The organism is Labrenzia sp. THAF82 (assembly GCF_009363435.1).
In the GTDB taxonomy this organism is placed as follows: domain Bacteria; phylum Pseudomonadota; class Alphaproteobacteria; order Rhizobiales; family Stappiaceae; genus Roseibium; species Roseibium porphyridii.
Genome location: NZ_CP045354.1, coordinates 4,257,439 through 4,270,104, shown reverse-complemented (window position 1 = coordinate 4,270,104; position 12,666 = coordinate 4,257,439). Strand labels below are relative to the sequence as shown.

Sequence of the window (12,666 nt, the reverse complement as noted above, 5' to 3'; positions counted from 1 at the left end):
CGAATGTATCTGAATTTTTGCAGCAGGGCTGCTGTTTGTATGTCGTTGGTTTTGGTTTCGGTCCTGGCGGTCACACCGAATGGTTTTGCAGGTACGCGAAGCTGCGATCAAATCAGGATAAACGGGTCAAATGTCTGGTTCCCGATCTCGATCAGGCACGAGGGAGCTGAAAATCTGAGCGGTGTCTTTCCAGACCTTGCGCAAAAAATCTTTCGATCGATGCAGGTTGATGTTGCGTTTGGCGCTGAAGTGCCCTGGAAACGTGTATTCGTTCAACTCGAGAGCGGTGAAATCGACATGGTCGCCGGCGCTTACCACACCAAGGATCGGGCTCGTAACTATGTTCTTAGCTCACCTGTCATCAAGGAGCCGGTAGCAATTTTTGTGCGCGCCGACATGACAGATCGCCCGGGGTCACTTGATGAGCTGATTGGTTTGCAAGGGTTGGCACCTTTTGGTGCGACCTTCGGAGAAGAGTTCGACAATTTTGCCAAAGAACACCTGACCATCAACCGTCAGTCCTTTGATGATTTTTCGACCAACATGGAACTCCTTGTCGATGGCAAGGCGGATTATCTGGTCATAGCCCGTCACGCCGGCGATATGATGTTGAAAGATCTCGGGGTGGAAGGTCAGGTCGAAGCGCTGCCATGGCCGGCACTCGAAAACTCTTTGCACTACATGTTTTCAAAGAAGTCACCTTGCCTGAAGCACATCAGTGCCTTTCAAAAGGAGCTGGAAAAACGTGTCGAGGCAGGAGAGGCCGCCAACATGATGAAAGCCTTCAACACATCTACACGCGGGCAGGAATGACACGGGGAGACTTGTCTTGACCGGACTGGCGAATGCAAGCCCGGAATTGATACTGGTCTCAATCACGGCGTTCCTGGTTGCCGGATTCGTCAAAGGGCTTGTTGGGTTTGGCCTGCCGACAATCGGGCTGGGTCTGATGACCGTTTTTGTCGGAGTTGAGAAGGCGATGGTGTTGGTCCTGTGGCCGGCGTTTTTGACAAATCTCTGGCAGGGGCTTCTGGGTGGTCACCTGCGGGCTTTGCTCCAGCGTTTGTGGCCGTTTTTGAGTGCCGCCGTCCTTGTCCTCGGTGCAGGCACTCTGGTTCTGACCCGTCTTCCGGTAGGGGCTGCTGATCTGGTCTTGGGTATATTGATGGTGGCTTATGCCGTGCCATTGCTGGCGGGAGTTGTTCTGACAATACCGGCGCGCCTTGAGGTGCCAATCGGTGTCGGGCTTGGTCTGGTCAACGGGGTCTTTTCAGGTCTGACCGGATCCTACACTGTTCCGGGCGTCATGTATCTTCAGGCGATTGGGTTGCCGAGAGATCAGCTGATCCAGGCTATGGGGCTCTTGTTTCTGTTTTCAACGGTTGCACTCGGTATCTCTCTCGGCAGCTTTGGACTGGTGAGCGGGCGCGAAACCCTGGCGTCCATAGTTCTTGTGATACCGACGCTGCTTGCGGTCTGGGCAGGCCAGAAAGTGCGCAAAAAGGTCTCCGAGGCAGCATTCAGACGCTTGGTCCTGGCAGCGATTCTGGCGCTTGGCCTCTATCTGATCCCACTCGGTGTCTGGCGACTGGTGCAGTAACAAAAAACGCCGCGATTTCGCGGCGTTCATGTTCAGACGGTATGTGCATGCATCAGGACTTTGCGACGAGCCTCATGGGTGTTGCTGTTCCGACACCGGATGTGGATTTGGTATTGGCCCATTGATAAGACTGCCGCTCCTCCGTCGGTGTGCACAGGAAACGTTCCCGATAGCATTTGGTGAAGTGTGACGTTGAAGCAAAACCACAGGCAAGGGCAACATCCAGCACCGGACGGCTTGTCCGGCGCAAAAGGTCCCGCGCGGTTTCCAGACGCAGACGCAGATAATACTGGCCGGGAGTGCAATTGAAATGACGACGGAACAGGCGCTCCAGCTGACGGGGCGACAGGCTCACGGTCATGGCCAGTTGCTGGCAGCTCAGCGGATCTTCGATGTGCAGATCCATGATGCGAATGGCGTCGAGGATTTTGGCATTGGAGATGCCGGTCCGTGCCTCAATGTCATGGCGCTGCGCAGATTCGCCTGAGCGCATGTTCTGGTAAAGTGCGACTTCGGCAACCTCATGAGCAAGATATGCTCCGTGCTGGATGGCAAGTAGCCTCAGGATCATGTCGAGCGATGCCATGCCTCCGGCACAGGTGATGCAATTGCGATCAATTGCAAAGATATCCGATGTCACTTCAACATCAGGGAACTCCTCACGCAGCGAACGCAGGTTCTCCCAATGGATTGTGCAGCGCCGGCCATCGAGCAGATTGTATCTGGCAAGGAGATAAGCGCCTGTGCAGATGGCACCGAACGTGCGGCCCATGGCATTCAAGCGTCTGAGCTTGTTGCCGAGATCCGGATCGAGCGGCAGGCGTTCCACGTCAATGCCAGTACACAATAGTGTAATGTCAGCGTCGTGAAGCTCACGAATAGATTTTTTTACTGCAACCTCGCATCCGTTGCTTGCCACGACTGAATTCCCGTCAAGGGAATAAGTCGTCCATGCGTAAAACTCCCGACCAAGCAACCGATTTGCTATACGCAGTGGTTCAATGACGCTTGCGAATGCGTTCATGGAGAACCGGTCCAGCAGAACGAATGCTATCGTCTGACCTGTTTCTTCGTGTGTGCGTCCGGACATTTACTTCACCTCGTTGGAAGGTATTATTGAGGTTTATCTTTGTTTATCTATAGATTTTTCAATTTGTCTTGATCTGTCAAATAAAAAACGACATTGACTGTCGGATTCGTTGAATTGTCACAAATGATTGCAAATTGTGATCGACTGCGTGATCGCCAGATGGAGATGGCAAGGGCGATGTTTTCCGTTTTTCAGGCGTTGAAATTCTCCGGCCGCTTTGAGGGCAGGGCGACAGCTTCCGTCCCTCGGCACAGTCTCTTGAAGGGGTGCTATCGCAGGCATCATGAAATGTCTGGCACAGCCGAAAATGGCTGCGCCTCCTCAAAAAGGGGACACGGACCCTGAAAGTTGAACGAAATTAGAATGTTTTTTTTGAATTTTGGCTGTTTCGTGGATGCGGGTTGCTTCAAGTCAATGTAGGAGTGGTGCTACATGGGGCACAAATCCACCAGTGCGATGACCTACGGACCTCAATTCAAATGAATGTACTTGCCAAACCCGCTGACCTTGAAGCTGCCGCTCCGGCGGGTGTCTTCGTCGAGGAAGTGAAAACTGTACAACATTATACGGACCGCCTTTTCCGGTTCCGCATGACTCGCCCGGCGAGCTTTCGCTTTCGTTCCGGCGAGTTCGTCATGATTGGCCTTATGATCGACGGCAAACCCCTTTACCGGGCCTATTCGATTGCCAGCCCTGCCTGGGATGAAGAACTGGAGTTCTTCTCAATCAAGGTTCCGGACGGTCCACTGACTTCGCATCTCCAGAAGATTCAGCCGGGCGATGCGGTGTTGATGAAAAAGAAGCCGACCGGCACACTCGTCAATGACGCGCTCGTACCAGGCAAAAGGGTCTATATGTTTTCCACCGGCACGGGTATCGCGCCTTTCGCGAGCCTGATCCGGGATCCCGATACATATGAAAAGTTCGATCAGGTCATCCTGACCCATACCTGCAGGGAAGTGGCGGAGCTGAAATACGGTGAAGAGCTGGTGCAGGAAACAATCAACGATCCGCTGATCGGGGAATATGCGAAAGACAAGCTGGTGCATTACACCTCTGTCACCCGCGAAGACTTCCCGCGTCAGGGCCGCATTACCGATCTGATCCAGTCAGGTAAACTGTTTGAAGATCTCGGCGTGCCTGCACTCGACCCCGCGATCGACCGCGGCATGATTTGCGGCTCCATGGACATGATCCGCGACACCAAACAACTGCTCGAAGCCGCCGGCCTCACCGAAGGCGCCAACAACAAACCCGCCGAGTTTGTCGTCGAACGCGCATTTGTGGGTTAGAAAACTGCTATCGTTTCCAAAGTGAACCCGTCTGTTTTTAGACGGGTTTTTCGCTATTTGATGCGGTGCCGACGGTGGGGCTGCAAACCCTACAACAGCGGTAAAATATTTGCGTGATCTTCACGCGCGTACTCGAGTTCAGATCGGTTTTCAACCGAAAGCCGGTTTGCTCGGAAGCCGATTTGCACACCAAGCGAATCTAGAATTGCAAGCGTCTGGCAATTATAGGAGTTGCAGGGGTGTGAAACTGTGTCTGGTCGACAACCGAGTAAAGCATTGAGACTGTCGGAGTTTAGCTCATATTCAGTTTTTTGTTCGGCAAAGGGAAGTTCAGCAAGCGTGGTTGGATGCGTGTGAGAATGAAGTCCAACAACATGGTCTGACTGCGACAAATGCTTGACTTGTGAAGAGGTTAACCAGAGCTTGTCTCTTGCGACATCAATCGAAAAGCGTTTTTCTTTCATCATAAGTTCTATAATCGATCTGTAGCTTTTAGATGTGAGTACGTTGTCTCGCAGATATCGGAACCATCTGTCATTGCGTGAATAGTAGCTGGCGTGCGCAAGATAACTGGCATGTTCGAACCGGTATTCTGCTGTGCAATAAGCTTCCAACAGGAATTCATTTGAGAGCTCGAAGAAGCGCTCATAAAACTGATCAACGGTTTCAAAACATGTTGTGCGGAAATAGCGAAATATTTCCAGTGGTTCCAAACCGCCTTCGAGAATTGAGGTATAAACAAACCAGAAACCCGTAAGGTCAAGCTTTTCAAGAACAGGCAGGGCCACATCGTATTGGCATGCGAGTGTATCATCGAACGTCACACAAACATCTTGTCGTTCCAACGAGCCAGCTTTCGCCCGGTCTAGCCAGTCTTTCGCTTTGAGAATTCTATGATCTTGGGAGATGAACTCAAGAATCGATTCGAAGGTATTGCCACTGATGCTGCCTTGGGTCTGCGGATGGTCTTGTCCATGAAAATGATGGAACATCAGACCGGTGGGGCGTTCGAACCGCAATTTCACCTCTTCACTGTTCCAAGGGCGGAGAGAACCTAAGGCCGACAAAGGGACGCGCGCCTAATTGAACTTTTGTTTCGCCATTCGACTGAATTCAAGTCCTGGCATTGTATCCTGGAAGCATCTGGTTGGAGAGGGGGGGCAGATTATTTCTGTTGATAAGCAATTCACAACAAGTCCGGGAAACGCGCGCAGTTTAAGTCTTTTGTTTAGATTGCGGAAGGTGGCAATCATTCCCCGAGTCCATCAATGGTAAGCCCAAGCAAATGACCGACACGATGGATAATATTTTTGAAATCGCTCCATATTCTATGACGCGTGCCGAAAAGGGCACGTTCCTGCAACGTAATTTGAGTGAACTGACCCAATTTCACTACGACCGATGCAGCGAATATAAAGCGATGATCAATGCATTGTTCGGAGGCCGCAATTTTGGAGCCAGCATAGGAGAGCTTCCGTATTTACCGGTGAGCGTGTTCAAAGAACACAGGCTCAAAAGCATTCCGGATGAAGACGTTTTCAAATACATGCGCTCGTCGGGAACTTCAGGTCAAATCCCCTCGGAAATAGTGTTGGATAAAAAGACCGCCAATTTGCAGACGAAGGGGCTCACGAAAACGCTTAATAGCGTTTTAGGCGGGCAGCGCCTGCCAATGCTTGTTGTCGACAGTGAAGGTGCAATGGGAGCAAATGCGAATTTTTCGGCACGAGGTGCTGCGATTCGCGGGTTTTCGATGTTTGGACGCCGACCTGTTTTTGCTTTGGACCACGACCTCAAACCAGACCTTCCGAGGATCAAGAGATTTTTCGATCAACACAAAGACAAAGCCGTTTTTGTTTTTGGTTTTACCTTCCTGATTTGGACCTCTCTGTGTGAGGCCTTGGCAGAGTCAGACCTAAAAATTGACATGTCTAACGCCATACTTTTACACGGCGGTGGTTGGAAAAAACTGATCAATAAAGCTGTGCCTCCCACCGCTTTTAAAGAACGGCTTAAGCAGCAATTCAACATCTCACGCGTCCACGACTATTACGGCATGGTAGAACAAACAGGTTCAATTTATGTCGAATGCAACGCAGGCCACCTACATTGCAGTGTATTCAACGATATTCTGATCAGAGATACCATCTCGCTTGAAAACAAAAACTTCGGCGAAGAAGGGTTCATTCAAACTTTGTCGATTTTCCCCTACTCCTATCCTGGTCATTCACTTTTGACCGATGACTTGGGCATGTTACTCGGAGAGGATGATTGTCCTTGTGGACGGAAAGGCAAATATTTTCGGGTCCTGGGTCGTTTGGCAGAAGCTGAAATAAGAGGCTGTAGCGATACACTTTGACCTTCCAAGACCTCAATCATAGTCGCATAGCCGGCGCTAGAAGCTTTGACGAACTGCTGAAAGAGGGATCGAGAAAGATATTCGATCCACTGGTGGTCGATATGTTGTCTGCATTTTCAGAGAAACTCATGAAGGGCGAAGCTCGCGCCTATCCGGATGTCGTTAGTCTTGGGTTTTTCTGCCGGCGCGCCAATCTCTCCATAGTTGCTCGAAGGTACGCCAGCAACGACGCAATTCGTATTGGTCGGGGCCACTCCATTCACTACACGCCATCAAACGTCCCATTGAATTTCTGCTACAGTCTGATTGTTGCACTGTTGGCCGGCAATTCCTGCGTCGTGCGCCTTTCGAACAACACAAATGCTGAGACCGACTTTGTAGTTGAGAAGCTGGATACTATCTTGTCATGTTCCGAGTTTGAGGCTCTTCATAATAGGGTTTATTTGTTTCGGTCTAAAGCTGACGAAACACTAAACCAAGCACTGGGAGATATTGCCGACATTCGAGTAATTTGGGGGGGCAATCAAACCGTAAGAACCATTCGCAAGGCTCCGTTGAAACCACATGCGTACGATATCACTTTTCCCGATAGGTATTCGATCTGCCTGATCTCTGCAAAGGAATATCTTGAGGAGAAGGACAAAAGAGGCATTGCGACAGCTTTCTACAACGATACTTTCGTCTTTGATCAAAACGCATGTTCTTCACCGAAAGCAGTCCTTTGGATCGGAGATCAGGGTACAGTTTCACAAGCTCAAGAGCTGTTCTGGAACCAACTGGATGAACAAATGCAACGTAAGGGCTACAAATGCCCTGCTTCAAAGACGAATGAGAAGCTTACGAAGATTGCGGGTCTGGCTGTCAGTGGATTTGAGCCGAAGGTGTCGCGAAGCAAAATGACGGGCAACGTGACCGTAACCACGACGGCAGAAGCGCTTGAGAATGCTGATAATTTTGCTGCGGGCGGATATTTTTTGCAGGTGCAAGTTGATAACTTGGCGGCCTTGCCAGTGATAAATGACCATCAATTACAGACTGTAACGCACTTTGGGTTTGCGCAAACAGAGCTGGAGGCACTTTTGCTGAGCACACCCACAAAACTCAGTGCGGACAGGCTGGTAAAAATAGGAAACGCAACGGCGTTTGATGTCATCTGGGACGGATACGATTTGATTGGCCAGATGTCAAAATTCGTTTTGGTTCAATAAGTAAGTGCCAGAAACGCATTAAGAATTGAACTGGCTCAAACGAAGGCAGTGAGCGGAACAACCAGAAATGTCGGAAAACATTGAAAAGTATCAAAAATGCTTCATGGAAGCATTTCCTGTCCAAAAACAAGAGCTGGAGGGGTTGAAGTACCAGGATATACCGGAGTGGGATAGTATAGGCCACATGAATCTTGTAGCTGCGCTAGAAGATGAATTCGGTATTGAAATGGAGATTGACGATATCACGGATATCTCGGACTTCCGCAAGGGCAAGGAAGTTCTGTTAAGATACGAAATTACAATTTGATGACCGGGAGTCCCAAGCTCAATTTCGATATCAATGGCATCAAGGAATGTCAGAGAAATCGGCATCCGATCCTATTTCTCGATAAGGTTGTCGATGTCGTGCCCAAGCAACGCGCAACCGGGGTCAAAGCATTTTCTTATAATGAGTGGTTTTTTCCAGCACACTATGAGGATGAGCCCACTGTGCCTGGATTCATCTTGGTCGAAACGATGGTTCAGACTTTTATTATGACGTTTCTGACCATGCCTGAGCATAAAGGCAGCAAAACAAATTTCCTAAATATCGGCAATGGTAGTTTCCGTAGGCAGATTGTCCCTGGCGATACCCTTGTGGTGAATGCTGAACTTGCCTCCTTGAAAAGAGGCATAGCGAGAGGGAAAGCCGATGCATATGTCGGAGACGAATTCGCTTGTTCGGCAGATTTTGTCGTTTCAATCAGGAGCGCGACTGATGCCATTTTCCAAAAAATGAAGGAGAAGCATAGTTGAAGCGCGTCGCTGACTACGTTTTCGATTATTTTGCTTCCCTTGGTGCACGGCATGTCTTCCTTGTCACCGGCCGTGGCGCTTTGTTTTTGACGGATGCTGTTGAGAAAAACGATGCGTTGCAAGCTGTGTGTCCGCACCATGAGCAAGCAGCTGCCTTCGCTACGGTTGCCTATGCTCAAGCTTCTGATCGGCCTGCTGTATGTCTTACGTCGACCGGTTGTGCGTCTACCAACGCTATTACCGGCGTACTGACGGCCTGGCAGGACGGGATTCCTTGCTATTTCGTTTCCGGTCAAAACACCCTTGCTGAGACCAGGCGCCATACCGGTGAACCGATCAGAACCTACGGGCAACAGGAAGCGGATATTGTAGAACTAGTAAGCCCGATAACAAAACACTGCGCTTTTGTCAGTGACCCCACCACTATCCGTTTTGAACTGGAAAAAGCGACAGCGCTCGCGAACAAAGGAAGGCCTGGTCCCGTTTGGATTGATATTCCGCTGGATGTTCAGAATATGCGTGTCGATCCGGATACTCTGCTAGGGTTTGAACCGGACGAAGAACAAAATGCTAAAGTTTGCGGGGATGATCTTGCATTTCTTGAGGAGAGCCTCAAGAGCGCAACGCGTCCTGTCATCCTGGTAGGCGGTGGTGTCAAGCTCGACAACGCCGCGGAAAGCCTCAAGGCATTTGCGGAACGCAACGATATACCGGTGACCTTTACGTCATCAGCAACTGATGTCTACGGTACGGCAAATAGTCATTCTATAGGATCAGTTGGAGCAATGGGCTGTTCCAGAGCTGGTGCATTTGCAGTCCAAAACTCAGATCTACTGCTTGTACTGGGCTCCAGATTGCCTTCTTCCGTCGTTGGGGCAGATGCGCACAAATTTGCCCGCAAGGCCGATATTATCGTCGTGGATGAGAATATCGAGGAGTTCGAGCGAAACAAGGACCTGTTCAATAGGATAATACATATCCGGCCGGGGCAGATGCTTGATATCTTGTCTTCAAAGAAATTCAGAACGAACAGTGATTGGCTCAAAAAGTGCCTACACTGGAAAACACTGTTTGCCGACTACGATGTGTGGGAAAATCAAAACACAGCGATTGACCTGCATAATTTCGCTAGAGTTTTGTCAAATGTGCTGCCCGAGAGGGCGAATTTCATATGTGATTCAGGATTCATCGATGTAATCCTACCAACAAATATGCGCTTTTCTCTGGGGCAGAAATGCGTGCATCCAGTTTATCAAGGCGCAATGGGATTTGCTCTTCCTGCGACAATGGGTGCGTGGCTGGCAACGGAAAAACCGACAGTTGCCGTCATTGGCGACGGCTCGATAATGATGAACCTGCAAGAACTTCAAACCATCGTCCACAATGGGCTGCCGGTAAAAGTCATCGTCGTCAACAATGGTGGCTATGCAATTATCAAGCGGCGTCAAAAGGAACTTTTCCGCAAGCGGACAATTGGCACGGATCAGTCAAATGGTGTTGGAGTGCCAAGGTTTTCCTCGGTCGCCGCTGCCTTTGGCATCGCGTATACCAAACTCGAGAACCTTGACACCTTGGAACAGGATCTTGGTGGGTTGCTTCAACGACCTGAAGCCATATTGATAGAGATCGATGGTCTGGCCGAACAAGTTTATCTTGAGGTCTCTTTTGCCAAGACCCAGGAAAGAAGGTTTGTGCGTCGGCCATTGGAGGACCAATTTCCCTTCATGGAAAGGAGCGTGCTCAAAAACGAAATGATCGTTCCAGTTATTGATCAATAAGGAAAAGCGTCTGCTGCCATGAATAACAACGCCTCTGCTCGATCCATCTTTGAGAACAGTCCATATATTGTCGCCGAATTGAACACCAGTCACTTTGGAAAGGTCGAGACGGCACAGGAGATGGTTCTCAAGTGTAAGGAAATTGGCGCGGATTGCGTGAAATTTCAATCCTGGACGGAAGAAAGCCTTTATGCAGATGCCTATTTCAAAGAAAATCCAATCGCAAAGCGGTTCTTTAAAAAGTATTCAATGGGTTCCGGAGAACTCAGGGAAATCTCAAGTTATTGCAGGTCTATCGGAATTGGATTTTCTTCAACGCCGTATTCAATAGATGAAGTCGATTTTCTAATTGAACAGTGCGATGTCGAATTTATCAAAATTGCGTCTATGGATTTGAACAACATTCCTTTTTTAGAATACATTGCCAGCAAACATGCAACGACGATTCTTTCAACCGGTATGGGAAGCATGCAGGAAATTGAAAGAGCTGTAGCTGTCTTTGAAAAGGCAGGCCACAATGACCTATGCCTTCTACACTGCGTGTCCGTCTATCCTTGCCCACCTGAGATTTGCAATCTCAACAACGTTGCGATGCTGGCGAAACGCTTTCCCAATGCGACAGTTGGGTATTCGGACCACACGAAAGGACCGGAGGCCGCGGTAGCAGCGATAGCTTTAGGTGCGAGGGTCATCGAAAAACACTTCACGCTCAATAGCAGTCAGATCGGCATGGACAATCAAATGGCAACCGAGCCTGACGAGTTTTCTCAAATGATCTCCTATTGTCGCAGAATAGCTGATGCCCTTGGAAGTTCAGAAAGGCAACTGACAGAAGTCGAACTCAAGCAACGGCTTCAAATGAGACGAAGTGCAGTTGCAGTCCGAGATCTAAAAGTTGGTGAAAGTCTCAAGCGCGAGGATGTTGTTTTCAAGCGACCTGGAACAGGCATTCCGCCGGATAGGATTGAAACCTATATTGGAATGGCCCTCTCAAAGGGCATAGAAAAAGGGAAGGTTATTAAAGAGGCCGACATTCAGCACCAAGGTTTGTCAATGTGAGCACAGAGCGGATCCTGCACAAATGAGGCGGCGAAATGATTTTCAGCATTGACCAATTTGCTGAAAAGGTCGCGATTCAAACGGATGATGGCGACCGTTATCGATATGCCGAGCTCGTCAGCATGGTGGACGAGTTTTCGAACAAGCTGGAAAATCACAGAACGCTCGCGATTTGCTTTTGCGAAAACACCGTCGCTTGTGTGGTGGGTTACCTCACTTTCCTGAACACCGGCATTGTGCCCATCATGTTGGGAACACAAATCGAACCCTCATTCCTTGTCGACTACGTTAATGAGTATCGGCCATACTACCTTTGGAAGCCACGAACGCTAAAAATCGATGTTACCGGCTTCAAGCTGGCAGCATCTCTGAACGATTATGATCTTTGGGTCACAAGCAAGTTCGCCAGATTGGATTTGCATCCTCAGCTAGCACTTCTCGCAACGACATCCGGGTCGACAGGAAGCAAAAAACTAGTGCGTCAGACACGGGAAAATTTATCAATAAATACTGTTGGGATCGCTGAGAGTCTTAGCCTTGATGAAAGCCTGTCGACGATCACGACACTACCGTTGAATTACACCTTCGGCATGTCCGTTTTGCATACCCATTTATCTGTTGGATCTACGATCCACTTGACATCTCATTCGATCATGCAAAAGGATTTTTGGCTAAGGATGCGTGATGGTGAAGTCGGAGTTCTGTACGGTGTTCCTTTCACATTTGAAATGTTGAAAAAACTCAAAATCCACCACCAGGAATTGCCGTACTTGCATGTACTTGCTCAAGCTGGGGGGAAACTGTCACCGGAGTTAAGTGATTTTTTTTCAGGCTGGTGTCAGGAAGCAGCTAAGAAATTCTATATTATGTACGGTCAGGCTGAAGCTACGACCCGAATCAGCTGTTTTTGCCTAAACGAATATCCAGAAAAAAGCCGGAGTGTGGGCTATCCGCTCAAAGGTGGTGAAATCGAAATAAAATCCGAAAAAGCCGCCGGGTCTTCAAGTAACGTCGTGGGCGAAATCGTCTATCGCGGACTGAATGTCTGTATGGGATATGCGGAAAATACCGATGATCTTGTGCTTGACGATAGCTGGTGCGGAGAGTTGTCGACTGGAGATACGGGTTTTGTGGATGAAGATGGTTTTATCTTTGTTACTGGCCGGAAAAAACGGATGGTCAAATTGTATGGTCATAGCGTTTCGCTGGACGATATCGAAGCATCACTCGCTGCAGAGTGGCCAGGTCAATTTGTTTGTATCGAATGCGACGAGAAGGTCGTGGTATTCTATTCGAAAGCGCATGACACAGTTTGTTTGTCTCGTTTTCTCGCAACAAAACTGAAATTTCAGACTAAGGACTTCAGTTTTCACAGACTGGAAAAATTCCCGCGAACAGAAAGCGGTAAAATAAACTACCACCAGTTGGGTGCGGTTTACCGATCTTCCATTGTGGCAGATTCATAGTTGACGGCTCCAAATATTG

The 12,666-nt window shown here is 49.1% G+C and carries 12 protein-coding genes; 10 read left to right on the top strand and 2 right to left on the bottom strand.

Annotation, left to right across the window (positions count from 1 at the left end):
• Positions 1-39: 39 nt before the first annotated feature.
• Both FIV00_RS19610 and FIV00_RS19605 read left to right on the top strand, forming a co-directional pair.
• The gene (locus FIV00_RS19610) at positions 40-813 is read left to right on the top strand and encodes an ABC transporter substrate-binding protein (protein ID WP_173006064.1); all 774 of its coding nucleotides are present in this window, start codon (positions 40-42) and stop codon (positions 811-813) included.
• Between the two features lie 16 nt (positions 814-829).
• Positions 830-1,600, top strand: coding sequence for a sulfite exporter TauE/SafE family protein (locus FIV00_RS19605; protein WP_152502333.1), 771 nt, complete (start codon positions 830-832; stop codon positions 1,598-1,600).
• Positions 1,601-1,652: 52 nt separating this feature from the next.
• Here the strand turns inward: FIV00_RS19605 and FIV00_RS19600 are convergent, their stop codons facing one another.
• A complete protein-coding gene (locus FIV00_RS19600; protein WP_152502332.1) occupies positions 1,653-2,690 on the bottom strand; it encodes a GlxA family transcriptional regulator in 1,038 nt (345 codons plus the stop codon).
• Between the two features lie 479 nt (positions 2,691-3,169).
• Here FIV00_RS19600 and FIV00_RS19595 point away from each other — a divergent pair, with 479 nt between their 5' ends.
• The gene (locus FIV00_RS19595) at positions 3,170-3,982 is read left to right on the top strand and encodes a ferredoxin--NADP reductase (protein ID WP_152502331.1); all 813 of its coding nucleotides are present in this window, start codon (positions 3,170-3,172) and stop codon (positions 3,980-3,982) included.
• 89 nt (positions 3,983-4,071) lie between these two features.
• Here the strand turns inward: FIV00_RS19595 and FIV00_RS19590 are convergent, their stop codons facing one another.
• Positions 4,072-5,001: a polysaccharide deacetylase family protein gene (locus tag FIV00_RS19590; protein ID WP_152502330.1), complete on the bottom strand. Its 930-nt coding sequence runs from the start codon at positions 4,999-5,001 to the stop codon at positions 4,072-4,074.
• Positions 5,002-5,267: 266 nt separating this feature from the next.
• On the opposite strand from FIV00_RS19590, the gene FIV00_RS19585 reads away from it, so the two are divergent.
• The 7 genes from FIV00_RS19585 to FIV00_RS19555 all read left to right on the top strand — a co-directional run bounded on the left by FIV00_RS19585 (position 5,268) and on the right by FIV00_RS19555 (position 12,647).
• Entirely contained in the window at positions 5,268-6,341 is a 1,074-nt protein-coding gene (locus FIV00_RS19585; RefSeq protein ID WP_209006627.1) for a long-chain fatty acid--CoA ligase, read from the top strand.
• On the top strand, positions 6,338-7,549 hold the full coding sequence (locus FIV00_RS19580; RefSeq protein WP_152502329.1) for an acyl-CoA reductase: 1,212 nt from the start codon (positions 6,338-6,340) through the stop codon (positions 7,547-7,549). The genes FIV00_RS19585 and FIV00_RS19580 overlap by 4 nt, the downstream gene beginning before the upstream one ends.
• A 67-nt stretch (positions 7,550-7,616) precedes the next feature.
• The gene (locus FIV00_RS19575; RefSeq protein WP_209006626.1) at positions 7,617-7,856 is read left to right on the top strand and encodes an acyl carrier protein; all 240 of its coding nucleotides are present in this window, start codon (positions 7,617-7,619) and stop codon (positions 7,854-7,856) included.
• Entirely contained in the window at positions 7,856-8,344 is a 489-nt protein-coding gene (locus FIV00_RS19570; RefSeq protein WP_152502328.1) for a 3-hydroxyacyl-ACP dehydratase FabZ family protein, read from the top strand. Before FIV00_RS19575 ends, FIV00_RS19570 begins: the two co-directional genes overlap by 1 nt.
• Complete coding sequence (locus FIV00_RS19565) at positions 8,341-10,122, top strand: thiamine pyrophosphate-binding protein (protein WP_152502327.1); 1,782 nt, start codon at positions 8,341-8,343, stop codon at positions 10,120-10,122. Before FIV00_RS19570 ends, FIV00_RS19565 begins: the two co-directional genes overlap by 4 nt.
• A gap of 18 nt (positions 10,123-10,140) precedes the next feature.
• Positions 10,141-11,181 (top strand): N-acetylneuraminate synthase family protein, encoded by a 1,041-nt coding sequence (locus tag FIV00_RS19560; RefSeq protein ID WP_152502326.1) that lies wholly within the window; start codon positions 10,141-10,143, stop codon positions 11,179-11,181.
• Positions 11,182-11,216: 35 nt separating this feature from the next.
• Positions 11,217-12,647, top strand: coding sequence for an AMP-binding protein (locus tag FIV00_RS19555; RefSeq protein ID WP_152502325.1), 1,431 nt, complete (start codon positions 11,217-11,219; stop codon positions 12,645-12,647).
• The last annotated feature ends 19 nt before the right edge of the window (positions 12,648-12,666 follow it).